Source organism: Achromobacter sp. ES-001, assembly GCF_019448355.1.
Classification (GTDB): Bacteria; Pseudomonadota; Gammaproteobacteria; order Burkholderiales; family Burkholderiaceae_B; genus Achromobacter; species Achromobacter spanius_B.
On sequence record NZ_CP079940.1, the window covers coordinates 6,513,842 to 6,538,222 of the forward strand.

Consider the following 24,381-nt stretch of genomic DNA (forward strand, 5'->3'; position numbering starts at 1 on the left):
GGATACTTACGAAAACTCTCTTCGCCCATCGCGCATTCCCTCGCATCCACCATGATCCGATCCAAACTTCCCGACGTTGGCACCACCATCTTCACCGTCATGAGCCGCCTGGCCATCGAGCACAAGGCCATCAACCTGGGTCAGGGCTTTCCCGACTTTGATCCCGACCCAGCGCTGTGCGCGCTGGTCACGCAGGCCATGGCGAACGGGCATAACCAGTATCCGTACATGCCCGGCGTGGCGCCCTTGCGCGAAGCCATCGCGGCAAAGACCCAGGCCCTGTATGGCCACGCCTACGACCCGGAAACCGAGATCACGGTGACCAGCGGCGCCACCGAAGCCCTGATGGCCACCGTGCTGGCCGCCGTCGGCAGCGGCGACGAAGTGGTGGTCATCGAGCCCTGCTATGACTCGTACCTGCCCGCGATCCGTCTGGCCGGCGGCACCGCGGTACCGGTGCCGCTGCGCGCGCCCACCGAAGCCGACCCCTACTACCGCATTGATTGGCAGCGCGTGCGTGACGCCATCACGTCCAAGACGCGCCTGTTGATGCTGAACTTTCCGCACAACCCCACGGGCGCCGTGCTCGATGACAGCGACCTGGATGCGCTGGAAGCCATCGTTCGGGACACCGGCGTTTTGCTGGTGTCAGACGAGGTCTACGAACACATCGTGTTTGACGGCAAGCCGCACGCCAGCGTCGCGCGTCGTCCGTTGCTGGCCGAACACGCATTCGTGATTTCTTCTTTCGGCAAGACTTATCACACCACCGGCTGGAAAATCGGCTACTGCTGCGCGCCGCGCCAACTTAGCGCCGAACTGCGCAAGGTGCATCAATTCATGGTGTTCACGGTGCCCTCGCCGATGCAGTTCGCGCTGGCCGAGTTCATGCGTGATCCCAAGCCTTATCTGGATCTGCCGGCGTTCTACCAAGCCAAGCGCGATCGTTTGTCAGAAGGCCTGGCCAAGACGCGTTTCCGGCCGTTGCCCAGCCCGGGCACGTTCTTTTTGCTGGCGGACTACAGCCAGATTTCCAAGCAGAACGAAGCCGACTTCGCCCGCGACCTGACCGTCAACCACGGCGTGACCGTGATTCCCGTTTCGGCTTTCTATCGCCAACCCGACGCGGCGGAATCCAACCACCATATCGTCCGTTTCTGCTTTGCAAAGAAAGACGCGACCTTGGACGCCGCCTTGGAACGATTGGCGCAAGTCTAGCCAGAGGCCAAACCAAAAACAAATACCCACAGCACCGGAATATGAGTGATTACTCATATTTATAAATCAAACAACAGGGGCGCTTTTAAGCGCCCCTGTTGCCTACGTCAAGCCACGTTCTCCGCCGCTTTTCGCGCACGCCGCACGCGGCGAAGAATCTGCGGAACTACGACGACCGCAACCGCCGCCGCCCACATCGACATCGACACTGGACTGGCGAACAACACTCGCACATCGCCGTCGGTCATCGACAAGGCACGGCGCAGGTTCTGTTCCATCATGTTGCCCAGCACGACGCCCAGCACCAGCGGCGCCATCGGCACGCCAAACTTGCGCAGGAAGTATCCCAGCGCGCCGATGCCCGCCACCAGCAACAGGTCGAACGTGCCGGCGTTGATGGCATAGACGCCGATATAGCTGATGCACAGAATGCCCGGCACCATTAGCCACCCCGGCACCGACAGTACCTTCGAGAACAGGCGCACCAGCGGCACGTTCATGACGAAGAGCAGCACGTTTGCCACGAACAACGACGCGATCAGGCCCCACACGAGTTCGGGCTTCGTATCGAACAGCACCGGCCCCGGCGTGATGTTGTAGAGCGTCAGCGCCCCCATCATGACCGCCGTCGTGCCCGACCCGGGCACGCCCAGCGTCAGCATCGGCACAAAAGAACCGATCGCCGATGCGGTGGCGGCCGCCTCCGGCGCGACCAGGCCGCGCATGTCGCCCTTGCCGAACTTGGCATCGGGGTCCTTGGCTTCGATGATGCGTTTTTCTTGCGAATACGCGACCGCCGCGGCCACGCTTGCGCCCGCCCCCGGCAGCACCCCCACGCCGAAGCCCACCAGTGCACTGCGCACCACGCTCCACCACGTAAACGCCAGCTCTTTCAGATTGAAAATTTTGCGCCCGCTGGGCGTGACCTCGACGCTATGCCCGGCCATCACCTTTTCCAACATTTCCAGCATCTCGCTGACCGCGAACAACGCAATAACCACCACCACGAAATCAATACCGTCGGCCAAGTGCACCGATTCAAACGTGTAGCGATATACGCCCGAGTTCGCATCCACGCCGACCACCGAAATCGACAGACCGATCATCGCCGCCAGCACGCCTTTGACCGGCTGTTTTCCCAGCAAGCTGGTCAGGCAACAGAAGGCGAAGATCATCAGCACGAAGTACTCGGCCGGCCCGAACGCCAACGCCCATTTGGCCAACAACGGCGCCAGCAGGATGATGCCCACCACCGACACGATGGCGCCGAAAAAGGCCGACCATGCCGACAGCGACAACGCCACGTTGGCCATGCCTTGTCGCGCCAGCGGGTAACCATCAAGCGTCGTCATGATGGCGCTTGCCTCGCCCGGTACGTTCAGCAAAATTGCCGTGATACGGCCGCCATACTCCGCACCCACGTACACCGCGGCCAAGAGGATCAACGCGGTTTCCGGCGGCAGGTTCATCGCGAACGCGATGGGAATCAGCATCGCCACGCCGTTGACGGGCCCCAGGCCGGGCAGCACGCCCACCAGGGTGCCGATGAACGAACCGATCATGGCAACCAAAATGTTGGTCAGCGAAAACGCAACGCCGAATCCGATCGAAAGATGATCAAGAATGCTGCTCATAGCAGGGTCTCCAGCAAGCCGCCCGGCAGGACGACGTCCAGCACTTTGTCGAACAACACAAAAAAGAGAAGACTCATGACGATGCCGCCGATGGCGCATTTGATCCAGCTGCCGGCAAACAGGCGGCCGACGAAGATCGTCATCAGGGTGGTCGCGACGATGAATCCCAGCCACTGGAACAGGAACGCGTAGGCGACCGTAAACGCCATCATCAGCGCGATGCGCCCGTTGGCGCCCGGCGGGTTTGATTCAACGGGGTGGCCACCCTTGTAGACCAGCCAGAGGCCGCACAGGCCGATCATGGCCGCCACCAACAGGGGAAAGGCGCGCGGGCCGACAGGTTCGTAGGCGAATGGGGCTTCGATGCCCCATCCGGCTGATGTCATGAAGGCTGCCAGCGCCAGTGCGCCGATGCCCAGGATTCGATCGTTCATGATCCACTTTCCGTTGTGAATAAGCGCGCGGACGCAGCCGCCCCCGCGCGCCACCGACAAACTCGGCGGCGCGGGGGCGCCGGCAAGGCGCGATCGGTGGGAAGGCCTTGCGGCCGGCTTACTTCTTGATCAGGCCGAACGAATCCGCCAGTTCGCCATAGATCTTGACCTGGCTCTTGACGTAGGCATCCAGGTCGGGCCCGGTCTTGTTGAAGGGGAACAGGCCCTGTTGCTGGCGCAGCTTGTCGAACTCAGGCGAGGCAGTCGCCTTGTTGAACGCGTCGACCCAGAACTGATAGTCGCTGTCGGACACCTTCGGACCCACGTAGAAGCCCCGGATGATGGGCCAGACGATGTCGTAGCCCTGTTCCTTGGCCGTGGGCACCGTGCCCAACTTGCCGGGCAGGCGCTGGTCGTTGAACACGGCCAGCACGCGGATCGGTGCGCCGCCTTCCAGCATGGTGAACGCTTCGGCCGCATCGCCCATGTACGCCTGGATATGCCCGCCACGCAGCGCGGTGACCGCTTCGCCGCCGCCTTCGAATGCGACGAAGCGCATCTTCTTGAAGTCCACGCCCGCCGCCTTGGCGGTCAACGCCGCCTTCATCCAGTCCTGGCTGCCCACCGTGCCGCCGGCGCCCAGCACGATCTTGGTGGGATCCTGCTTGAACGCGTCCATCAGGCTTTTCAGGTCCGTATACGGAGAATCGTTGCGCACCACAGCCACGCCGTAGTCGGTGCCGATGGCCGCCAGCCAACGCACGTCGTCCACGTTGTACTTGCCAAACTTGCCCTGCGCCAGGTTCAGCAGCGAACCCCCGGAGAACGCGACGATGGTGCCGGGTTCATTGGGGTGCTGCGCCACGATGTTGTTGTAGGCCACCGCGCCGATGCCGCCCGGCATGTAGACGATACGCATCGTGTTCTTGATCGCGCCGCTTTGCTTCAAGCCCTCGGTCGCCAGGCGGCAGGTCAGGTCAAAGCCGCCGCCCGGCTGGGCCGGTGCGATGCATTCGGGGCGGCGCGGCTCGTCGGCGGCGTGGGCGGCGCCCAGGGACAGGGTCATCGCGCCAAGTGCGGCCATGGCGGCCAGGCGCAGCTTCAGGCTGGTCTGCATTTGTCTCTTCTCCAGGTTTTATAGGTCTAGGTATGGCTGATGCCGCCAGGCCGGCGATGCCTTGCCTGCATGGGCCCAGCGAACCCTACCGTACAAAATCGAAGCTTTCCAAAGCCTTTCAATTTCGCGCGATTTCGTGACGCGGCGCAGCATCGGGGTCGCGGTTGCGGGCGGGCGCCAGGGAAAACACCAGGGCCGCACGCAAGCCCGGCAAGGGCGTGCGGTTTTCCAGCACGAGGGTGGCGCCCAGTATTCCGGCAATGGTGCCCACAATGGCCAAGCCCAGGCCGGCCCCGGACGTGTTCTTGCCTGCCGCACCCCGGCGAAAGCGCACGCAGGCCCGCGCGATGTCGTCCGAGGACATCCCCGGGCCGTCGTCCTCGACGGCCAGACGCGCCTGGCCCCCCTCCACGTGCACCGTCACGGTGACCTCGCCGGCCGGCCGCGCATAGCGGATGGCGTTATCGACCAGGTTCGTGATGGCCTCGCGCAGCAGCCACTCCGCGCCGCTGACGCATACCGGCCGACTTTCCGCTTCCAGGCCGATGTCCAGCTGGCGCGCTCGCGCGGCGGGCAGCAGGCTTCGGATGACGGCGTCGGCCAGCTCGACCAGATCCACCGGTTCTGCGGTAAACCCCCCTTCGGCCACGGAAGCGTCCTTAGCGCGCGCCAGGGCGAGCATTTGGTTGGTGGTGCGCACGGCCCTGTCCAGGCCCTCCTGCATCGCCAGAAGGGCTGTACGGACCTCCTGGGGGTCTGTTTCGCGCAGGGCATAGGCAGTTTGGGTACGCAAAACCGACAAGGGCGTGCGCAATTGGTGCGAGGCGTCGTCAAGGAACTGGCTCTGCACCCTCGCCTGGGCCGCAAAACGGGCCATGTGGAGGTTTACAGCCGAAACCAAGGGCAGGACCTCACCCGGCATCTCGGATGCGCTGACGGGGCTTAAATCGTCTCCAGAACGCCCTTCTACCTCCTGCCTTAGTCGAACCAACGGGCGCAGCGCCATGAAAACCCCCAGGATGATGACCAGAACGCTGATCAGAATCACGGCCAGGTCCCGTTCCACCGAGCGCAACAGCACCTGGTGCATGAACGCCTGGCGGCCTTCCAACCCCTCGGCCACCTGCACGATTACCCGTCCCCCTTTGTTTGCATACAGGGGCGGATCCATCGGCCGGGCCAGGGCGGCGACGCGCACGGGAGCGCCCTGGTAGGTCGCGTAAAAAAAACGCGGTTCGCCCGATTCCAGCGGCTGCTCGGGCAACGGCAAGCCGGGATGCCCGATTTCGGCCAGCCCGTCTTCGGTTGCCACGCGATAGAAAACGCTGCCATTGGCCGTCAGCTCAAAAAATTCAAGCATCAGGTAAGGCTGTTCCATGGCTAATCCACCGCTGGCTGTGGATATGTTGTGGTCGATCGCGCGAAGCGCTCCAGCCAGCGATCGGTCATAGGCAATGTCGACCTGGTTGCGCAGTTGATGGTTCGACAGCCACAGCGCGCCCATCATCACCAGGACCAACGTGGGGATAAGCCACCAGAGCAACTGCGTTTTCAGGGTGCGATTACGTTTTTTTCCCGCGAAAAAACCCGTTTTTTTCGGATTTCTAGTTGTCAACAAGGTTCTCCAGGCAGTAGCCCATGCCTCGCATGGTCACGATCTGCACACCGGTATCCGCCAATTTCTTGCGCAGGCGGTGTACCAGCACTTCGATGGCTTCCAGGTTGATGTCCGCATCGTCCGTGACGATGCGGTCAAGAATTTGCTGTTTGTTGATCGGCTCGCCACTTTTCTGGATCAACACCCGAAGTACGGCATGTTCACGTGGGGATAACTGCAAAGTCTGTCCCGAGACCATGAATTTTTGAGCCGCAGTCTCAAAAACTAGGTTTCCCAGAGACAGACGCGGGTGTTCGCGTCCCCGGCTGCGCCGAATCAGTGCGATCAAACGCGCTTCCAACTCTTCCACAACAAACGGTTTCGGCAGGAAATCGTCTGCACCCAGATGCAGCGTTCCAATTTTTTCGGCCAAGGAATCGCGCGCGGTCAAGACCAACACCGGCGTTCGATCGTCTCGCGCGCGAATTTTTGCCAGCAAGGCATGGCCGTCCATACCGGGAAGTCCCAGATCCAGGACGACCGCATCAAATTCTTCGATTGCCAACCGTCTTTCGGCGACCAATCCGTCGTCAGCCCATTCAACGACAAAGCCCGCGTGTCGGGCCAGGCTTCTTGAAAGCCAGCGAGCAAGTTCGGCTTCGTCTTCTATCAGAAGGATGCGCATGGACGGAGTCCGGGGGGGAGTGGCTGGGCGGAATGGGAAAGCATGTTTGGCTTTTCCTTTATTTCTCTTTATATAAAGACTAATGATTAATAAGGCCTGTGGATAACTACCTTAACCTTGAAAACCTCATTCTTTTCATCAGCTTGCAGCGGTTTTTGCCTGTGCAAGAACTCTGTGTGGGAAAAAAGTTGAAGTTGGACAACATTTCGGCCACCCCCAAAAACACCACCTTGTTCAACTTGCCTCCACACAATGTGCACAACCTGGCTACTTAGGAGTTATCCACAGGGTCGGCCATGGGAAATAGGATGGAAAGCGGCACTTTTACCCCGAAAAACCGGCCGTTGCCTACCGGGTTTTTCGCCCTTGCAGGGGGTCACAATCGCCTTTTGAGGCACTTGGGCGACCGGGCATTCGAGGGGGCGCGCCGGCGCTTTCTTGACAGGGGACTGAACAAAAAGTGAGCAGCTTCCGCCGTAAAATCCGGCGATGGCTATAGAAAAAAGCATCATGAAATCCAGGGCGAAACACGGCTTGGTTTACCGGTTAAGGGCCCGCTTGGTGGCCGACAATCTGCCCGCCACCTTGTGCGCGGCGGCGCTGATGGGGCTGTTCGGCGCCCTGGCAACCGTGGTGTTTCGCGAACTGCTGGGCTGGACACAAATGTTGCTGGGCGGCGAAGAGGTTCCGCGCGGCATGGTGTCGCTGGCGCGGGGGCTGGACCCCTGGCAACGGTTCCTGCTGCCCGCTGCGGGGGGCGCCGTCGCCGGTCTCGTCCTGCAAATGGCTGCCCGGTGGCTGCCAAAGCGGGGCGCAGCCGACTATATGGAAGCCATTTCCATTGGCCGCGGCGTCATTGGCCTGCGCCAGACACTCGCGCGCAGCCTGTCGTCCATTTTTTCAATCGGCTCCGGGGCGTCGATCGGGCGCGAAGGCCCGATGGTCCAGCTGGCCGCCATGTTTTCATCGCTGACCGGCCGATTCCTGCAGCTGCCGCCCCGCCATCTGCGGCTATTGGTCGCCTGTGGCGCCACGGCAGGCATCACGTCCGCCTATAACGCGCCCATTGCGGGCGCCTTGTTCATATCCGAGATCGTCTTTGGCGTAATTTCGTCCGCCACGCTGGTGCCGCTTGTGGTGTCGTCGGTGGTGGCCAACATCGTCACGCGCCAGATCCTGCACTACGACGCCGTCTTCCATATGCCGCATTTTGAATTTGTGTCGGGGTGGGAAGTGATCAATTACCTGGGTCTGGGCGTGGCCGCTGGCCTGGTCGCGCCTCAATTCCTGCGATTTCTGGATCTGTCGCGCGCCACGTTTTCGCGGCTGCCCTTCCCGCTCTGGCTCCGGATGGCATTGGGCGGACTGGTGGTCGGTGCCTTATCGGTCGTCAACCCCCAGGTCTGGGGCAATGGTTACAGCGTGGTCAACAGCATGCTGCATACGCAATGGGCCTGGCAGGCCGTGGCGGCCATCTTGCTGATGAAGATAGTGGCCACGGGCGCCAGCGTGGGGTCGGGCGCGGTCGGCGGCGTGTTCACGCCGACGCTGTTTGTGGGAGCGGCCTTGGGTGCGCTGTATGCGAGCGGGTTGCAAGCGCTGTTGCCGGCGGGTGATGTGTCGGCAATTTCCAGCTATGCCGTTGTCGGCATGGGGGCGTTGCTGGCCGCCACCACGTACGCGCCGCTGATGTCGACGCTGATGATTTTTGAGATGACGCTGAGCTATGAAGTGATGCTGCCGCTGATGTTGGCCTGCATTACGGGATACGTCATTGCACATCGGATACGCCCGGAATCGGTGTATGCGAAATCACTGGCGAACAACGAGCGCGCGCAGCGTGCGGTGTGGAAAGTGGCGGCGAAAACTGACGTCGAGAGGTGACGCCGAAAGGTGAAATTTAGCAAGAGGTATTGAAAGGAAAGCTGAATAAATAACATGAGCAAAGGCTCATGTTATTCAGTCAGACTTCGATTTGCGGGCTGCGATGCGGGCCTGCATCCAGTTGCTGATATCGGAAGCCAACCACGCTACGCTTTTGGAGCCTAGCTGTACTTGAGCCGGGAAACGGCCAAGCTTGATGCGACCGTAAATCGCTGATCGGGACAGGCCACACATTTCGCAGACCTGGTGCATACGGAGGAAGCGATCTTGCGCGGCAAGTCCGGGGGAATGGTGGCGCGGTGCGACAGGTGCTGCATGCGGTACTGATTGCGTCATGGTGGTTCTCATTGGTCTCTGTCCAAGCAAGTAATTGCGGATATGCGTAGACAACGCTGGACATGAATCCATGATGCAAAGGCCTCGATGGGCCGACAATGACGGGCGGTTGTAGAAGCGCCTTGTACAAGACGAGCTGGCGAAATCGCGGCGCAATGTGGATTCGCGGCGACGAATGCATCGCCCGGGCGAACCGCCCAATTCAAAAGGAAGCCGCATGATGCGCATGAAGTACCCAGCGCGAAGCGTTTGCGCGCTAGGCAGCCGACGCCCCTGGAGGACCCGACAACGGTGCGCAGCGATTTCACGTTTGCTAGTCGGGGCGTTGTTGACCTTTTGGGAGCCGCTGCGTGCGGATGGCCGTCAACAAGGTGATGCCCCTGCGCGCGCACTTCCCCCTCCCGCCTGCGCGCTGGCTAAAGGGCGGAAATATGACGCAATGAGGGAAGTAACCGGGCGGCCCTCTGGATAATGCTCTTCGAGGGACTGTGGGGTGCTTCAGGTGACGCAAAACGACGCAGGAGGTACGCAGTTTTGTGATGCCTAGTGGGGCAGCGTGAGCCAGAATCCTGGCCCACGATTAGATGCCCAATTCGAGTTCTACAGCGTTTGTGAGAACTCAGTTCTCATATCGAAGATCTACTTGAATGCCGAGAAGCTTGCTTGCGGGGGAGTCGTCTTTCAATGTGAGAACGGTATTGTTCTGGAAAAGGGCTTTCCGTTCTTCTGGTGTTAGCTCATCCTCCATGCCCGATATCGAGTCCGGATTCAGAGTCGCGATGTATTGCAATCCCTTTGCACGGGATACTTCGTCCGCAAGCTTGAACAGTACTGCCCGTTGTCGCACGTCCATGTTCGCGTAGAGGCGGCTGTCATGGAAAACAAAACTAACCCGGTGACCCTCTTGCAAGGTGAGAAGGGTTAAGTCATAGCAAAAAATTCGGGCTTCATTGATGCCGTCAGAGCTATCGTTCTCGACTCTTACCTGAAGATCAAAGCGCTTCTGATTGTCGCCCTCGTTGTTGTGTAGAGTTATACCGGCAGGAGTGTTCGGATAGAAACGTGCTACGTAGTCTTCAAAGACGGAAAAATTCTTGTCTCGCTCGGATTTGGTTTCTTCCAAGTAGACATTGGTTTTTTTGACTTCCGTACTTAGCTTTCCGTCAAGGTCGGCCGCTCTATTGCTGTACTGGACTTCAATCTCCTTGTAGTCGTGGAGCTTTTGGGCATCGGCTACGAGATTTGCTAGCTCAGACACAATTGCGGTGTACTGGTCGAGCGCCGCAGTATTTCCAAGAATTCGCAAGCGGTCATCTAGTTGAATTTGCGCGGTCTTTATCTCGCCTTCTAGACTCTCGATCTCGGACAACAGTCGCAGCTTATCTTTGCTGAGCCGTGCCACCCGATTCTTCAGAAGGCGCGTGTGAAAGTCGGAGACCTGTTCGAGATGTTTTAGGGACTCCGGTTTAAACGCCTTAGCTATTTCGCCATACAGGCCAACTACCCGCTGCAAAGGCAAGTCGGGCTGCTCAAACATACTCCTCTCGATATTAGACACTGCGTGCCGAGCGAGGAAGACGCCATTTTTCTGCATCTCTATGCCACTTGCAAGCTCGTCAGCTTCTTTTTGCAGCTCGTAGTAATTTTCCGCCACTACGAAGCTATCTCTGTCGTTCTCGAGTGAGGCGATTTGTTTGTTCAGATGATTTAGCTGAATGTCCGGATCTTTTCCGCCAGAGTAGAAGTCTTGAAGGAGAGGATCATCTTTAAAGTTCTTCCGCAGAGTTTTTAGTTCGAGGACCTTCTTACGCAGTGCGGCCTTCATCGCGACTAGCTCGACATCGACGCCCAGCAAAAAGCAGTTGCGGACAAGCATGTCGTAGTCGGTGTAGTCTTCCGTCTCGCGTGGGTCGTTATAGTGCTTCTGACCACGCCGTAGAAATTTGTTGATCAAACCTCTGAACGTTAGACCAGGCACTCCCGGGGGCACGGAGAAAGCTCGTTCCTCCAGCCATTGATTGAGTGCCGCAATTTTTGTTTCTTGGTGGTCTAAATATACGATTTCTTGGCGTGACGTATTGCGGCTTATATGGTGCGTTGTGCCGTTGATCTCGAAGTCAAGACTGAACTCCCACATGGGAATTTTTTTTTCGAACTCTGGATTTTTCTTTGATCCAAGACAGAAGTGCAAAAGTTCAATGATCAGGGACTTTCCAACGCCGTTATAAGTGCCGCCCTTCCGCGATTTTGAACCGACGATCAGTGTCAGACCAGTTGCATCGAAGATAACTGGTTTGAAGCTTGACATGTTGGCGTAGAGCTTTACTAGGCGCATCTTCTTAGTGTTCCGGAACGTTCTGTTTCTTCGATTGCACCGATGGCGAACAGGGTGTCGATTGCCAAAACAAAGTTCTCAAAAGAGTGCTTCGACGGATAGGAGCCATGCGTGCAAGAACTTTCGAATACTGTCCACAGTTCATCGATGGTTTTGGGTCGATCCAATAGTTCTAGGATATGACTACCTAAGCCGATCAGTGACTCCGAAAACTTCACATGTTTGTCCGGTAGCAGCATTGGTTGGCTCTTCAAAAATGTCGCATGCTTCAAAGAAATAGGCGAGTACGACAAGGGCGGCGTTCTGTAAATCTCGATGTTGAGACGGACTTAGATCAGGCTGACATGGGGCGATCTGATTCAAGATATGAAAGAGTTGATGGTCTTGACGAGTGGCGCCATCGGACGAGAGGACGGGTTCTAGTCCCTTACTGTCTTCATAGATGGCCGTAAGCTTATCGCGCACCGCCTGCCTCGAGAAATCGCTATTGCATTTGAAGAACTGTTCGACTGCTCCGTGACGGTAGTCGGCGTCTCTCAGCCAGGGCCCGGTCACAGTGAGATGGTTGAATTGAATCTTCTCATCAAAATCTGGACTTGCGAGCTTGTAGGAGAGCGTACGAGGGGTCGTATGACTCAGGATATGGCCGATGACTTCGGAGACCAAATCCAGGCGTAGAACCGTGATCTTTGAAGGATCGGGTGTGAAGCCAACGATGCTGCAAATTTGATCGTCGGCCAGTGAAAACAACATGTCCTCTAGGTCTTTGCATAAGAAAGGCCTACATGTATCGAGGGAGTAATTGCGACGGATTTCTTCTAGCCGGCTATAGGTCGTGGGATACGCGCCTTCATTAACGCGGTAGCCGTCGTTAATAACGAAATAGAACTCGCGTATGCCGATAGGATAGATCGACGTGTCCCCCCACTTTCTATACAGGCCTTCGAAATCTGCGACGATTTTTTTTACAGCCTCAGCTTCGTCTAAAACCTCAGGCGCATAGACCTGATAGTACCGGCCTGAACGAGGCTCGTGGCCGTCATTTTTCCAGTCGCCTTGGTTTCCTTGAGGCTTGACCGGGGAAAAGTCGGACCGAGCATAGGACATGATTCGAGTGAATATGCTCTGGAATTCCATCCCCATCGCGTAGGCGACGCGGCTCCTGAACTGAATTCGCGCAAGGGTCTTCTCTTCGACATTCATTTGCTTTCCTGTGACGGAGCCAGCACGCTGGTAGAGATGGCATCAGTTCCCATCAGGTGCTCGATAAACGACGACCACCGTTGCAACATCCGCCTGCGCTGCTGTGCGTATTCTGCTCGATTGTAAACACCTCTTACGCCGTGTATAGAATGATTAAGAGTTTTTTCGATGACGTCGGAGGGCCATTCGGCCTCGTGAAGTAGAGTGGAGGCCGTCCGTCTCAAGTCGTGGATTGTGAAAGCAGGAATGTCTTGGCCCTGGAGAGCCACCTTTAGAGCAGTGTTGATTGCGTTATCTGCGAAGGGTCGCGCAATGCTTCCTCGGCCAGGCAAAACAAGATGGCTATTGCCGGCAAGGCGCTGCAATTCTCCGAAGCACTCGATGGCTTCTATAGAAAGAAAAATAACATGTGGTTTGCGGGTTTTCGAGTTTTCGATGGGTATGTGCCACTCTGCAAGCTCGAAATTCACATCCTTCCACTCTGCGTGAAAAAGTTCCGACTTTCTCACCAACGTTAGCAGTAGTAGATGCAACGCCAATTTGAACTGACGACGGATATTCGACTGCATGGCTGCGGTCAGAAATTGCCGTATCTCTAAGGGATTCAACGCTCTATTGCGGCTCTGTGACCTGTGTACATGCCTCAAAGGCAGTGCCAGGACTGGATTCGCCGAAACCAATCCACATGTCATCGCATAGTCAAACAAGCGCTTCAGCACGCCACGAATAGCGCCGGCTGCGGCATCCCTGCCGTGATCCTTCTTTTCCCAGATGATGGCGCGCACATCGTCAACCGTAACCTCGCTCACCGCCTTGTTGCCGATGGCGGGCAGAATGGACTTATCCACATACCGTTTCGGAAGCGTAATGTCCTTGCGGTCGCGGGCAACAATGTCTCGCATGTATCTATCACTGAAGTCGCGCACCGACGTGGACTCCGATAGTGCCGCCCTGCTCTTCTTCTTTTCCTCCGCCGGAGACTTGCCTAGGCTGACCTGCATCGCGGCGAAGTCCCGTTGCGTGCGCGCCAGCTTGAGCGACATATCCGGATAGCGGCCAAGGTTGACCTTGTGCTGTTTCCCATTCAGCCGATACCGGTAATGCCATAGCTTCCCGCCGGTGGGGAAGACTTCAACGACCAAGCCCCGTTCGTCGGTCACACTGTAGCGTGCGTCACGCGGCTTGAGCGCCTTGGTGCCTGCTTCTGTAAGAGCCATGCCAGCTTTTGAGTACACATTGGAAGAAAGGCGAGTATAGCGGCCAATGTGTACTCATATGTGCACTCAAAAAAGGCTGGATTTGTCAGGACAGTACTGGACGTATGTAGACGATAAATTCAGTATTTATGCGGGTTGTAGGCCGATTCGATGGACGGTATTGGACGTCCGAGGAACTACTATTATTTTCCGATGCAAAAGCTGGAGAAAATCTCGCCCAGCAAATCATCGCTGGTGAATTTTCCGGTGATGCTGGTCAGGCTTTCATGCGCCAGCCGCAGCTCTTCCGCAAACAGGTCCAGCACCCGGTCGTCCTGGCCCGCGTGTTCGCCGGCCAATTCCAAATGTTCAGCCGCTTGTTGCAAGGCGTGCAGGTGACGTTCGCGCGCCAGCCAGGGCGATTCGGCGCCGGGGTTCCAGCCTGCGATGTTCAAGAGTTCGGCGCGCAGCGCGTCCAGGCCGGCCCCGCGCTTGGCTGAGATACCCAGTTCGCCCGCGCCCGGCGTGAACGCTGTGGATAACAGGTCCACCTTGTTGAACACCTTCAACACCGGCGTACGGGGCGGCAGGCGCGCGGTGATCTGCGCGTCCAGTTCATCGCCCGGCTGCGTTGCATCCTGCAGATGCAAAATAACGTCAGCCCGTTCGATTTCCTGCCAGGTGCGCGCGATGCCGATGCTCTCAACCGTGTCCTCGGTTTCGCGCAATCCGGCCGTGTCCACAATGTGCAATGGCACGCCGTCGATATGGATTTCCTGCACCACTTTGTCGCGTGTCGTGCCCGCAATGGGGGTGACGATGGCGATGTCGTCGCCTGCCAGCGCGTTGAGCAGGCTGGATTTACCGACGTTGGGTTGGCCGGCCAGCACCACATGCAGGCCCTCGCGCAGGATGACGCCCTGGCGGGCTTGCGCGATCAGTTTGGACAGGTCCGCCGTCAGCGCGTCCAAGGTGGGACGCGCCTGATACTTTTCAAGGAAGTCGATTTCTTCTTCAGGGAAATCCAGCGTCGCCTCGACCAGCATGCGCAGGTGAATGATGCGGTCGGACAGGTCGTTCACGCGCGATGAAAAGTCGCCGGACAACGACGCCATGGCGCCTCGCGCCGCCGCCACGGAGGACGCATCGATCAAGTCCGCCACGGCTTCGGCCTGCGCCAGATCCATGCGGTCGTTCAGAAAGGCGCGACGCGTGAATTCACCGGGTTCGGCCAGGCGCACGCCCAGGTCGCGCCCGGCCGCCAGGCAGCTTTCCAGCACGCGCCGCAACACGGCGGGGCCACCGTGGCCTTGCAGTTCCAGCACGTCTTCACCGGTATAGGAATGCGGTGCGCGAAAGTAGAGGGCGATGCCTTCGTCCAGCAGTTCGCCGTCGATGGATTTGAACGGCAGATAGTGCGCATGGCGCGGCGTGAGTTCGCGTTGGAAAATGCGCCGCACCAATTCGGACAGGTCCGCACCAGAAACGCGCACGACGCCGATGCCACCTCTTCCGGGGGCGGTGGCAATGGCGGCAATAGGGGCGTAAGCGGACATATCTGAGAGGCGGGGAAGCGAGAACAATAGGGGAATATAACTGTTGCGCGGCTCCTTGTTTGCTGGTTAATGTGGCCCCGAGGTTCAAAACCCGAAACAACTCTGGGAGATCACGATGGCATCTCGGTTTTCGCGTGTCTTGGCCTGCGGCTCGGCCGCGGTGATGTTGGCCTTTGGCACATTTAGTTCCGCTATGGCTCGCGATCTGGTGATCGCTTTGAAGACCGAGCCCTCATCGATGGATCCGCAGTACCACGCGTTGACGCCCAACACGCAAATCTCCCAAACCATTTTCGACACCCTGGTTGCTACCGACGCCCAGTTGAAACCGAAGGCCGCCTTGGCCGAATCGTGGACGGTTGACGGCAAGGTATGGACGTTCAAGCTGCGTCCCAACGTCAAGTTTTCGGACGGCACGCCGTTCACCGCGGACGACGTCGCGTTCACCTACGACCGCGTGCCCAAGGTGCCCAACAGTCCCTCGCCGTTCACGCTGTACCTGGGGTCGGTTGCGAAAACGGAAGTGGTGGACCCCATGACCGTGCGCATCACCACGAAGGAAGTCGCGCCCAACCTGCTGGTGAACCTTGCGCAGTTGCCCATCATGTCGAAAAAGGCCGCGTCGGGCCCGGCGGCTGAAGGCAAGACCACCACCGAATTGAATAGCGGCGATGGGCTGGTGGGTACGGGCCCGTACAAGTTCGTGTCATGGAAACGCGGCGCTGAATTCGTGCTGGCGCGCAATGAGAATTACTGGGGCAAGAAGCCCGAGTGGGACCGTGTGGTGTATCGCCCGATCAGCAATGCCGCCGCGCGCGTGGCCGCATTGCTTGCCGGCGACGTCGACATGATCGAGGACCCCCCCACCGACGATCTGCCCAAGCTCAAGGCGGACAAAAAGCTCTTTGTGGAAGAGACGCCGTCGGTGCGCGTCGTGTACGTGGCGCTGGACCAGTACGCCGAGCCGTCACCCGGCATCCAGGGCACCGATAAGAACCCCATGAAGGACAAGCGCGTGCGTGAAGCGCTGTCGCTGGCCATCAATCGCGATGCCCTGGTGGAACGCGTGATGGGGGGCGTGGCGCTGCCCGCCGGCAACCTGCTGCCCTACCCCATGTTCGGCTCCAGCAAAGAGCATTCGAAGGCACCCAAGGCCGATGTGGAAAAGGCCAAGGCCCTGCTTAAGGAAGCCGGTTATCCCAACGGCTTTTCGATCACGCTGGGGTCGCCGTCGGGCCGCTACGTCAACGATTCGAAGGTGGCGCAAGCCATCGCATCGATGTGGACGCGCATCGGCGTGAAGACCAGCGTGGACGCGATGGCGCCGCCGGTGTTCTTCAAGAATCGCGACAGCTATCAGTTCTCGGCGTATCTGGCAGGGTGGTCCGTGACCAGCGGTGAAATGTCCAACGCGCTGACGTCCTTGCTGGTCACGCGCAACCCGGAAGCGGGTCTGGGCACGACCAACCGCAGCCGCTATTCCAATCCCAAGATGGACGAACTGGTCAAGGAAGCGTCTTCCACCATGGATGATGCCAAGCGCGCCGAGTTGCTGTCCAAGGCCAGCAACATGGCCATGGACGATTACGCCATGCTGCCGGTGCACTTTGAACTGTCGGTATGGGCGATGAAGGGCGACATCCGCTACCAAGGCCGCCCCGACCAGGTCACGCTTGCGCAGTTCGCAACCCTGAAGAAGTAACGCGCAACGCGGGCGGTCTCCAGTGCTGGCAACAATCGTAAGAAGACTGCTGCAAACCATCGTCGTCATGCTGGTCATGTCGGCGTTGGTCTTTGCGGGCATCTACATGGTGGGCGACCCGGTCTCGATGCTGGCCAGCCCGGAAGCCACCGAGGCGCAGCGCGCCGCCATCAGCGCATCGCTGGGTTTGGATCTGCCGCTGTGGCGGCAATATCTGATCTTCATGGGCCAGGCGGTGCGCGGCGATTTCGGCAACAGCTTCCTGACGGGCGAGCCCGCCATGCACCTCATCCTTGAGCGCATGCCGGCCACCGTGGAATTGGCCTGTGTGGCCATGCTGCTGTCCGTGCTGATCGGCGTGCCGCTGGGCATCCTGGCGGGCTTGAAGCCGCAAGCGCCCGGCTCGCGCGCCATCATGACGGGGTCGGTGCTGGGCTTTTCCTTGCCCAACTTCTGGGTCGGCCTGATGCTCATCATGGTGTTCGCCGTGATGCTGGGGTGGGTGCCTGCGGGTGGGCGCGGCAAGACCGTCAGCATCGGCTCGTTGCAGCTCAGCGTGTTGACCTTAAGCGGGTGGATGAGCCTGGCGCTGCCCGCCGCAACGATCGCCATCGCCAAGTGCGCCATGATCATCCGGGTGACGCGGGCCGCCACGCGCGAAGCGCTGCCGATGGACTACATCAAGTTCGCGCGCGCCAAGGGCCTGTCGGAAAAACGCGTGCTGGGCGTGCATCTGTTAAAGAACATCCTGATCCCCGTCGTGACCGTCGCGGGCCTGGAATTTGGCCAGGTGATGGCGTTTGCCGTGGTCACCGAAACGGTCTTTTCGTGGCCCGGCATGGGCAAGCTGCTGATCGATTCCATCATCAACCTGGACCGCCCCGTGGTCGTGGCCTACCTGCTCTTGATCGTGTTCTTTCTGGTCATGTTGAACCTGGTGGTGGACATCATCTACACGGTGCTGGACCCCCGCGTACGCTTGGATAGCCGCCGATGAATAGTCCCGTCAGCCCCGCCAGCCCCGCCGTGCCCATCGCTGCCAAAAAAGAACAAACGCCCTGGCGCCGCTTCGTCTCTGATTTTTTCGCCAGCAAGCTTGCCACGCTGGGCCTGGTGATGCTGCTGGTCATCGTCGGCGCGGCGGTGTTGGCGCCGTGGATCGCGCCGCAGAACCCGTACGACCTGGCATCGCTGGACATCATGGATTCCAAGCTCAAGCCCGGCAGCGAAAGCAGTGACGGGTCCATGCATCACTGGCTGGGCACGGATGGCCAAGCGCGAGACTTGCTGTCGGCCATCCTGTACGGCATGCGCACAAGCTTGATGGTGGCTACGATCTCGGTGCTGGCAGCGTTTGGCATCGGTGCCACGGTGGGCCTGATCGCCGCCTATTTTGGCGGCCGCATCGATGCGTTGCTCATGCGGATTGTGGATATCCAGTTGTCCTTCCCCGCCATCCTCGTTGCGCTGATGCTGTTGGCGATTCTGGGCAAGGGTGTGGATAAGGTGATCATTGCGCTGATTGTTGTGCAGTGGGCGTACTTCGCGCGCGCCGCGCGCGGCGCGGCGCTGGTGGAACGCGGCAAGGAATATGTGGAAGCGGCGCGCTGCATGTCCTTGTCGTGGGGCCGCGTGCTGTTTCGCCATGTGCTGCCCAACTGCATGCCTCCCCTGATCGTCATCGCCACCATCGACCTGGCGCACGCCATCGCGCTGGAAGCCACGTTGTCGTTCCTGGGCGTTGGCGTGCCGGTGACCGAGCCGTCGTTGGGCATGCTGATCTATAACGGCTTTGAATACCTGTTGTCCGGCCAGTACTGGATATCGTTTTTTCCCGGCATCGCGCTGGCGCTGGCCATCATCGCCATCAACCTGGTGGGCGACCACCTGCGCGACGTGCTTAACCCGCGTCACGCAAATTAAGGGCGAACGCGATGCAGACAAACGCCGTGCAATCGCCCCTGGCCGTGGCCCGGCCTGTACTTGAGGTCCAGGGACTTAAAACGCATTTCTTCACGCGCAATGGCGTGGTGAAAGCCGTTGACGGCGTGGACCTGACCTTGGCTGAAGGTGAGATCCTGGGGCTGGTCGGCGAATCGGGATCGGGCAAGAGCATCACGGGCTTCTCGTTGATGGGCCTGCTGGATGAGCCCGGCCGCATCGTTGAAGGCCACCTGCGCCTGAATGGGGAAGACCTGCGCGGCGCGACGCCCGCGCGCTGGCGTCAACTGCGCGGCGAAGAGATCGCGATGATCTTCCAAGACCCGATGATGACGCTGAACCCGGTTCTGCGCGTGGATACGCAAATGATCGAGGCCGTGCGCGCGCATCACAACGTGTCGCGCGAGCAGGCGCGCGCGCGGGCGTTGCAGACGCTGACGATGGTGGGCATCCCGTCGCCGCAAGAGCGCCTGCGCGCCTATCCGCATCAGTTGTCGGGCGGCATGCGCCAGCGTGTCGCGATCGCCATCGCGCTGCTTAATTCCCCGCGCCTGATCATCGCCGACGAGCCCACCACCGCGCTGGACGTCACCATTCAGGGGCAGATTCTTTTTGAAGTGCAGAAGCTGTGCCGCGAGACCGGCACCGGCCTGATCTGGATTACGCACGACCTGGCGGTGGTGGCCGGCCTGGCGGACCGCGTGTCCGTAATGTACGCGGGGCGCGTCGTGGAAACGGGCAGCACGCACGACGTCATCACGCATCCCATGCATCCGTACACGCATGGCTTGATCGCATCCATCCCCACGCCGGAATCGCGTGGCAAGCCGTTGGTGCCGATTCCTGGCATGACCCCCTCGCTGTTGAACCTGCCGCAAGGCTGTGCGTTCCGGGGGCGCTGTCCGCGCGCTACCGACGCCTGTCTGATCGAACCGCAGCCCGTTGAAGTTCGCCCGGCGCAATGGGTGCGCTGCTGGCATGCCGGAGACCCAGACCCCAAATGAGCGAAGCACAACGCGACGCCGCCACCCCCATCCTGTCCCTGCGCGACGTGGCGCAGCGCTTTGTGCAGCCCGTGGACCTGGCCGGCCGCATCGCCAACCTGCTGGGCGCGGGCTTGAAGACGCAAGTGGTGCATGCCGTGGCCGGCGTGGACCTGGACGTGCAGCCGGGTGAAGTCATCGGCATTGTGGGGGAGTCGGGCTGCGGGAAATCCACGCTGGGCCGTGTCGTGTCCGGCATTTTGCCGCCGACTTCCGGAGACGTGCACTATCAGGGCAAAGCCGTGAAGTCCATGACGGGCACTCAGCGGCGCGCCTATGAGCTTGGCGTGCAGATGATTTTCCAAGACCCCTACGCATCACTTAACCCACGCATGCGCGTGCGCGAGATCATCGGCGAGGCGCCCGTTGCGCACGGCTTGATTCGATCCCGCGACAAGGCCGACTACGTGGCGGGATTGATGCGGCAGGTGGGCTTGGACCCATCCTTCGCGCAACGCTATCCGCATCAGTTTTCGGGCGGGCAGCGCCAGCGTATCGGGATTGCGCGGGCGCTGGCCTTAAAGCCATCCGTGATCGTGTGCGACGAAGCCGTCGCGGCGCTGGACGTGTCCATCCAGGCACAGGTGCTGAACCTGTTTGAACAGCTGCGCGACGACCTGGACCTGACGTATCTGTTCATCAGCCACAACCTGAGCGTCGTCAGTCACATCTCGGACCGCGTGGCCATCATGTATCTGGGCCGCGTGGTCGAGCTTGCCCCGACCGACACCGTTTTTCAACGCGCCAATCATCCGTACACGCAGGCTCTGTTGAAGGAGCTGCCGACGTTGACGCCCGGGCGGCGCACATATCAGCCGATCAAGGGCGAGCTGCCGTCGCCCCTGGATCCGCCCAGCGGTTGCGCGTTTCATCCGCGTTGCCCGCATGCGATGCCGCGCTGCAAAGAAGAGCGCCCCCTGTTGCGCGAGATATCGCCGCGCCAGTACAGCGCCTGCCACTTGAACGATATGGCCTAGCCCACATGCATGGCCGTACTGGACGCGAACGAGGCGAAGCGCGAGAATCCTTCAATGAAAACGCGTGTTTGCATCGCACGCCCGCGATTGAGCGATTGAAAGCCGTATCTGAATCTCCTAATTCCTAATTCCAACGCCATGAAAACCATAGACGAAATCGAACGCGCGCACGGCGAGTTGACTGCCTTGCGACGGGACATCCACGCCCATCCCGAACTGGCCTTCCAAGAGACGCGCACGTCCAATCTGGTAGCGGAACGCTTGCGCGCATGGGGCCTGGAAGTGCATACGGGCCTAGGCAAGACCGGTGTGGTCGGCGTGTTGCGCGGCGGCAGCGGCAAGAAGACGATCGGCTTGCGCGCCGACATGGACGCGCTGCCCATGCCCGAGCACAACCGCTTTGCGCACAAGTCCACCATCAGCGGCCGCATGCACGGCTGTGGCCATGACGGGCATACCGCCATGCTGCTGGGTGCGGCGCAATACCTGTCCACCCATCGCAATTTCGACGGCACCGTCGTGTTCATTTTTCAGCCGGCCGAAGAAGGCGGCAACGCCGGCGCGCGCGCCATGATGCAGGACGGGCTGTTCGACAAGTTTCCGTGCGACGCGGTATTCGGCATCCACAACATGCCGGGCATGCCGGTCAACCAGTTTGGCTTTCGGGCCGGCCCCACGATGGCCTCCAGCAACCGGTGGGACATCGTCATCAAGGGCGTGGGGGGCCACGCCGCGCAACCGCATGCGTCGGTCGACCCCATCATCGTGGCGGCCGACATGGTGCACGCCTTGCAGACGGTGATCTCGCGCAGCAAGAACCCCTTGGAACAGGCCGTGCTGTCGATCACGCAGATTCACGCGGGCGATGCCTACAACGTGATTCCCGGAGAGGCCGTGCTGCGCGGCACCGTGCGCACGTATTCGGTGGAAACGCTGGATAAGATCGAGGCCGACATGCGCCGCATCGCCACGACCTTGCCGCAGGTTTATGGCGGCACGGGCGAGCTGGATTTCGTGCGCGCCTATCCGCCGCTGGTGAACTGGGAAAACGAAACGGCCTTTGCGGCCAAGGTGGCTGAAGACGCGTTCGGCGCGGAAAACGTGTTGCGCGACATGCCGCCTTTCATGGGCGCGGAAGATTTTTCTTTCTTCCTGGAAGCGATCCCCGGCGCGTATCTGTTCCTGGGCAATGGCGATGGCGATCACCGCATGGAAAGCTATCACGGCATGGGTCCGTGCCAGCTGCACAACCCGAACTATGACTTCAACGACGCGTTGTTGCCGGTGGGCGCCACGTATTGGGTGAAGCTGGTCGAGGCCTATTTGCCGGCTGCGTAACGCCCGCCAATAACCGATCGGCTATTTGCTAATACGCGATAGGCATGAAGCCGCGAGCCTTTGTCTCGCGGCTTTTTCTATATGACGTGCAGCTTTGATCAAACGCCGATAACTTCGTTTGAGATACAAGGCGAGGTTTCCATAATCGATCGTTCCAGATAGGCCGCAAGGCAACACGGAGCGATCGATGTCCCAGAGCAACGCCCTGCGGCGCGAAGTAGACGCCGCCCCCGCCCTTCGGGCGCAGTCATTTGATATCAAGCCCCTGCCCGGCCCCGTCGGCGCGGAGCTCATTGGCCTGGATCTGTCTCAGGCGCTGACCACGGCGGACTTCTCTCGCGTGCATCGGGCGCATCTGGACCACCACCTGTTGGTGTTCCGCGACCAACGCATCACGCCGCAACAGCATATCGATTTCAGCCGCCGCTTTGGTCCGCTGATGATCCATGTGCTGCATCAGTTTCATCTGCCTGGCCATCCCGAAATCCTTACCGTGTCCAACATCGTGGAAGACGGCAAGCCCATCGGCCTGGGCGATGCGGGCAAGTACTGGCATTCGGATATTTCATACAAGGAATTGCCCAGCCTGGGCTCGTTGCTGCACGCGCAGGAACTGCCCTCCGAAGGCGGCGATACCTTGTTCGCCAACATGCACCTGGCGTATGACACGCTGCCCGCGGCGTTGCGCAATGCCATCGTCGGCAAGCGGGCCGTGCACTCGTACCTGGCGCAGTACGGACAGCTGCAAAAAGAAGGCAACTGGCGGCCTAACCTCAGCGCGCAACAGATTGCGCAGGTGCAAGAGGTGGTGCATCCGGTCGTGCGCACGCATCCCGAAAACGGCCGTCGCGCGTTGTTCGTCAGCGAAGGATTCACGACGCGCATCGTCGGACTGCCCGAAGACGAAAGCCGGGCGTTGCTGGCGGAACTGTTCGCGCATAGCGTGCGCCCCGAACACATCTATCGCCATCGTTGGCAGCCGCACGATCTGGTGTTTTGGGACAACCGCTCGCTGATCCATCTGGCGGGCGGCACGCCGGACCACCTGCGCCGAAAGCTGTACCGCACGACCATCGAAGGCGATGTGCCGTTCTGAAAACGCGCCGGCGCCGACACAAAGCACTTATCCACAGGGAACACCATGCGCATGTCATCTGCACTTCGGGATCGTCTGATCCAAACCGCTACCGGCGCGGGTCTGGCGTTGGTCTTGGCGATGTTGGCGCTGGCCTCGCCCACGCCGGCCATGGCCGAAGGGCGCATCCGCATCGCGGAACAATACGGCATCGTGTACCTGCTGCTGAATGTGGCGCGCGACCAGCAACTGATCGAAAAGCACGGCAAGGCCGAAGGTGTGGATATCTCGGTTGAATGGGCAAAGCTGTCGGGCGGCTCGGCTGTGAACGACGCGCTGTTGTCCGGGGCGGTGGATATCGCGGGCGCAGGCGTGGGACCGCTGCTGACGATTTGGGACCGCACGCGCGGCAAGCAGAACGTGAAGGGCGTGGCGTCGCTGGGCAATTTTCCCTATTACCTGGTCACCAACAACCCCAATGTGAAAACCATTGCCGACTTCACCGACAAGGACCGCATCGCGGTGCCCGCGGTGGGCGTATCGGTGCAGTCGCGGGTATTGCAGCTGGCGTCGGCCAAGCTCTGGGGCGACGCGCAATTCAACAAGCTGGACAAGATTTCCGTGGCGTTGCCGCACCCGGATGCCGCCGCCGCCATCATTGCGGGCGGCACCGAAATCACCGGGCATTTCGGCAACCCGCCCTTCCAGGAACAAGAGCTGGCCGAAAACCCCAACGCGCGCATCGTGCTCAATTCCTATGACGTGCTGGGCGGGCCCAGTTCGTCCACCGTGTTGTTCGCCACCGAGAAATTCCGCCGCGACAACCCCAAGACGTACAAGGCGTTCCAGGCGGCATTGAAAGAAGCGGCCGCGTTCGCCGCCGCCAATCCCGAGAAGGCCGCCGACACGTATTTGCGCGTGACCGGCGCCAAACAGGACCGCGAGTTCTTGATCAAGGTCATCAAGAATCCGGACGTGCAATTCAAGCTGGAACCGCAGAACACGTACGCGCTGGCGCAATTCATGCATCAGGTGGGCGCCATCAAGAACGCGCCGGCCAGCTGGCGTGACTACTTCTTCGACGACGCGGTGACCGCGCAAGGAAGCTGA

The 24,381-nt window shown here is 60.0% G+C and carries 21 protein-coding genes; 10 read left to right on the forward strand and 11 right to left on the reverse strand.

What is annotated here, in order from left to right; genetic code table 11:
• Positions 1 to 51: 51 nt before the first annotated feature.
• The gene (locus tag KYT87_RS29550) at positions 52 to 1,218 is read left to right on the forward strand and encodes a pyridoxal phosphate-dependent aminotransferase (protein WP_046806068.1); all 1,167 of its coding nucleotides are present in this window, start codon (positions 52 to 54) and stop codon (positions 1,216 to 1,218) included.
• Between the two features lie 107 nt (positions 1,219 to 1,325).
• On the opposite strand, the gene KYT87_RS29555 is transcribed toward KYT87_RS29550, so the two are convergent.
• From KYT87_RS29555 to KYT87_RS29575, 5 genes are all read right to left on the reverse strand, one after another.
• Positions 1,326 to 2,852, reverse strand: a complete 1,527-nt coding sequence (locus KYT87_RS29555; RefSeq protein ID WP_219991458.1) for a tripartite tricarboxylate transporter permease — start codon at positions 2,850 to 2,852, stop codon at positions 1,326 to 1,328.
• Complete coding sequence (locus KYT87_RS29560; RefSeq protein ID WP_104142420.1) at positions 2,849 to 3,286, reverse strand: tripartite tricarboxylate transporter TctB family protein; 438 nt, start codon at positions 3,284 to 3,286, stop codon at positions 2,849 to 2,851. The genes KYT87_RS29555 and KYT87_RS29560 overlap by 4 nt, the downstream gene beginning before the upstream one ends.
• Before the next feature lie 118 nt (positions 3,287 to 3,404).
• The gene (locus KYT87_RS29565) at positions 3,405 to 4,370 is read right to left on the reverse strand and encodes a tripartite tricarboxylate transporter substrate binding protein (RefSeq protein ID WP_255594219.1); all 966 of its coding nucleotides are present in this window, start codon (positions 4,368 to 4,370) and stop codon (positions 3,405 to 3,407) included.
• Between the two features lie 151 nt (positions 4,371 to 4,521).
• Positions 4,522 to 6,018, reverse strand: coding sequence for a sensor histidine kinase (locus KYT87_RS29570; RefSeq protein ID WP_370638740.1), 1,497 nt, complete (start codon positions 6,016 to 6,018; stop codon positions 4,522 to 4,524).
• Positions 6,008 to 6,685, reverse strand: a complete 678-nt coding sequence (locus tag KYT87_RS29575; RefSeq protein ID WP_046806072.1) for a response regulator — start codon at positions 6,683 to 6,685, stop codon at positions 6,008 to 6,010. Before KYT87_RS29575 ends, KYT87_RS29570 begins: the two co-directional genes overlap by 11 nt.
• 489 nt (positions 6,686 to 7,174) lie before the next feature.
• Here KYT87_RS29575 and KYT87_RS29580 point away from each other — a divergent pair, with 489 nt between their 5' ends.
• Positions 7,175 to 8,569: a ClcB-like voltage-gated chloride channel protein gene (locus tag KYT87_RS29580; RefSeq protein WP_219991460.1), complete on the forward strand. Its 1,395-nt coding sequence runs from the start codon at positions 7,175 to 7,177 to the stop codon at positions 8,567 to 8,569.
• A gap of 75 nt (positions 8,570 to 8,644) precedes the next feature.
• On the opposite strand, the gene KYT87_RS29585 is transcribed toward KYT87_RS29580, so the two are convergent.
• The 6 genes from KYT87_RS29585 to mnmE all read right to left on the reverse strand — a co-directional run bounded on the left by KYT87_RS29585 (position 8,645) and on the right by mnmE (position 15,195).
• Positions 8,645 to 8,905 (reverse strand): AlpA family transcriptional regulator, encoded by a 261-nt coding sequence (locus KYT87_RS29585; RefSeq protein ID WP_255593748.1) that lies wholly within the window; start codon positions 8,903 to 8,905, stop codon positions 8,645 to 8,647.
• A 619-nt stretch (positions 8,906 to 9,524) separates the two neighbouring features.
• A complete protein-coding gene (locus KYT87_RS29590) occupies positions 9,525 to 11,240 on the reverse strand; it encodes a DUF2326 domain-containing protein (RefSeq protein ID WP_219991462.1) in 1,716 nt (571 codons plus the stop codon).
• On the reverse strand, positions 11,231 to 11,479 hold the full coding sequence (locus KYT87_RS30110) for an ABC-three component system middle component 6 (RefSeq protein WP_370638741.1): 249 nt from the start codon (positions 11,477 to 11,479) through the stop codon (positions 11,231 to 11,233). Before KYT87_RS30110 ends, KYT87_RS29590 begins: the two co-directional genes overlap by 10 nt.
• Complete coding sequence (locus tag KYT87_RS29595) at positions 11,424 to 12,443, reverse strand: ABC-three component system protein (RefSeq protein ID WP_219991463.1); 1,020 nt, start codon at positions 12,441 to 12,443, stop codon at positions 11,424 to 11,426. Before KYT87_RS29595 ends, KYT87_RS30110 begins: the two co-directional genes overlap by 56 nt.
• Entirely contained in the window at positions 12,440 to 13,660 is a 1,221-nt protein-coding gene (locus KYT87_RS29600) for a tyrosine-type recombinase/integrase (protein ID WP_219991464.1), read from the reverse strand. Before KYT87_RS29600 ends, KYT87_RS29595 begins: the two co-directional genes overlap by 4 nt.
• Positions 13,661 to 13,842: 182 nt before the next feature.
• Positions 13,843 to 15,195, reverse strand: a complete 1,353-nt coding sequence (gene mnmE / locus KYT87_RS29605) for a tRNA uridine-5-carboxymethylaminomethyl(34) synthesis GTPase MnmE (RefSeq protein WP_219991465.1) — start codon at positions 15,193 to 15,195, stop codon at positions 13,843 to 13,845.
• Between the two features lie 115 nt (positions 15,196 to 15,310).
• Between mnmE and KYT87_RS29610 the strand changes: the two genes are divergently transcribed.
• The 8 genes from KYT87_RS29610 to KYT87_RS29645 all read left to right on the forward strand — a co-directional run bounded on the left by KYT87_RS29610 (position 15,311) and on the right by KYT87_RS29645 (position 24,381).
• Positions 15,311 to 16,897: an ABC transporter substrate-binding protein gene (locus tag KYT87_RS29610; RefSeq protein WP_219991466.1), complete on the forward strand. Its 1,587-nt coding sequence runs from the start codon at positions 15,311 to 15,313 to the stop codon at positions 16,895 to 16,897.
• Positions 16,898 to 16,919: 22 nt separating this feature from the next.
• A complete protein-coding gene (locus KYT87_RS29615; RefSeq protein ID WP_046806077.1) occupies positions 16,920 to 17,894 on the forward strand; it encodes an ABC transporter permease in 975 nt (324 codons plus the stop codon).
• The gene (locus KYT87_RS29620) at positions 17,891 to 18,820 is read left to right on the forward strand and encodes an ABC transporter permease (protein ID WP_046806078.1); all 930 of its coding nucleotides are present in this window, start codon (positions 17,891 to 17,893) and stop codon (positions 18,818 to 18,820) included. The genes KYT87_RS29615 and KYT87_RS29620 overlap by 4 nt, the downstream gene beginning before the upstream one ends.
• Before the next feature lie 11 nt (positions 18,821 to 18,831).
• Positions 18,832 to 19,842 (forward strand): ABC transporter ATP-binding protein, encoded by a 1,011-nt coding sequence (locus tag KYT87_RS29625; RefSeq protein ID WP_046806079.1) that lies wholly within the window; start codon positions 18,832 to 18,834, stop codon positions 19,840 to 19,842.
• A complete protein-coding gene (locus KYT87_RS29630) occupies positions 19,839 to 20,858 on the forward strand; it encodes an ABC transporter ATP-binding protein (RefSeq protein WP_219991467.1) in 1,020 nt (339 codons plus the stop codon). Before KYT87_RS29625 ends, KYT87_RS29630 begins: the two co-directional genes overlap by 4 nt.
• A gap of 138 nt (positions 20,859 to 20,996) precedes the next feature.
• Entirely contained in the window at positions 20,997 to 22,196 is a 1,200-nt protein-coding gene (locus KYT87_RS29635; RefSeq protein WP_046806081.1) for a M20 aminoacylase family protein, read from the forward strand.
• Between the two features lie 187 nt (positions 22,197 to 22,383).
• Entirely contained in the window at positions 22,384 to 23,292 is a 909-nt protein-coding gene (locus KYT87_RS29640; RefSeq protein ID WP_219991468.1) for a TauD/TfdA family dioxygenase, read from the forward strand.
• A gap of 120 nt (positions 23,293 to 23,412) precedes the next feature.
• Positions 23,413 to 24,381: an ABC transporter substrate-binding protein gene (locus KYT87_RS29645; RefSeq protein ID WP_255594223.1), complete on the forward strand. Its 969-nt coding sequence runs from the start codon at positions 23,413 to 23,415 to the stop codon at positions 24,379 to 24,381.

What these genes read in the sequence shown, in the direction of transcription:
- mnmE (WP_219991465.1), bottom strand. Translation starts at nt 15,195, where the DNA reads ATGTCCGCTTACGCCCCTATTGCCGCCATTGCCACCGCCCCCGGAAGA.
- KYT87_RS29595 (WP_219991463.1), bottom strand. Translation starts at nt 12,443, where the DNA reads ATGAATGTCGAAGAGAAGACCCTTGCGCGAATTCAGTTCAGGAGCCGC.
- KYT87_RS29555 (WP_219991458.1), bottom strand. Translation starts at nt 2,852, where the DNA reads ATGAGCAGCATTCTTGATCATCTTTCGATCGGATTCGGCGTTGCGTTT.
- KYT87_RS29630 (WP_219991467.1), top strand. Translation starts at nt 19,839, where the DNA reads ATGAGCGAAGCACAACGCGACGCCGCCACCCCCATCCTGTCCCTGCGC.
- KYT87_RS29565 (WP_255594219.1), bottom strand. Translation starts at nt 4,370, where the DNA reads ATGGCCGCACTTGGCGCGATGACCCTGTCCCTGGGCGCCGCCCACGCC.
- KYT87_RS29600 (WP_219991464.1), bottom strand. Translation starts at nt 13,660, where the DNA reads ATGGCTCTTACAGAAGCAGGCACCAAGGCGCTCAAGCCGCGTGACGCA.
- KYT87_RS29550 (WP_046806068.1), top strand. Translation starts at nt 52, where the DNA reads ATGATCCGATCCAAACTTCCCGACGTTGGCACCACCATCTTCACCGTC.
- KYT87_RS29645 (WP_255594223.1), top strand. Translation starts at nt 23,413, where the DNA reads ATGTTGGCGCTGGCCTCGCCCACGCCGGCCATGGCCGAAGGGCGCATC.
- KYT87_RS30110 (WP_370638741.1), bottom strand. Translation starts at nt 11,479, where the DNA reads ATGCTGCTACCGGACAAACATGTGAAGTTTTCGGAGTCACTGATCGGC.
- KYT87_RS29575 (WP_046806072.1), bottom strand. Translation starts at nt 6,685, where the DNA reads ATGCGCATCCTTCTGATAGAAGACGAAGCCGAACTTGCTCGCTGGCTT.
- KYT87_RS29640 (WP_219991468.1), top strand. Translation starts at nt 22,384, where the DNA reads ATGTCCCAGAGCAACGCCCTGCGGCGCGAAGTAGACGCCGCCCCCGCC.
- KYT87_RS29560 (WP_104142420.1), bottom strand. Translation starts at nt 3,286, where the DNA reads ATGAACGATCGAATCCTGGGCATCGGCGCACTGGCGCTGGCAGCCTTC.
- KYT87_RS29620 (WP_046806078.1), top strand. Translation starts at nt 17,891, where the DNA reads ATGAATAGTCCCGTCAGCCCCGCCAGCCCCGCCGTGCCCATCGCTGCC.
- KYT87_RS29635 (WP_046806081.1), top strand. Translation starts at nt 20,997, where the DNA reads ATGAAAACCATAGACGAAATCGAACGCGCGCACGGCGAGTTGACTGCC.
- KYT87_RS29590 (WP_219991462.1), bottom strand. Translation starts at nt 11,240, where the DNA reads ATGCGCCTAGTAAAGCTCTACGCCAACATGTCAAGCTTCAAACCAGTT.
- KYT87_RS29580 (WP_219991460.1), top strand. Translation starts at nt 7,175, where the DNA reads ATGGCTATAGAAAAAAGCATCATGAAATCCAGGGCGAAACACGGCTTG.
- KYT87_RS29585 (WP_255593748.1), bottom strand. Translation starts at nt 8,905, where the DNA reads ATGACGCAATCAGTACCGCATGCAGCACCTGTCGCACCGCGCCACCAT.
- KYT87_RS29610 (WP_219991466.1), top strand. Translation starts at nt 15,311, where the DNA reads ATGGCATCTCGGTTTTCGCGTGTCTTGGCCTGCGGCTCGGCCGCGGTG.
- KYT87_RS29625 (WP_046806079.1), top strand. Translation starts at nt 18,832, where the DNA reads ATGCAGACAAACGCCGTGCAATCGCCCCTGGCCGTGGCCCGGCCTGTA.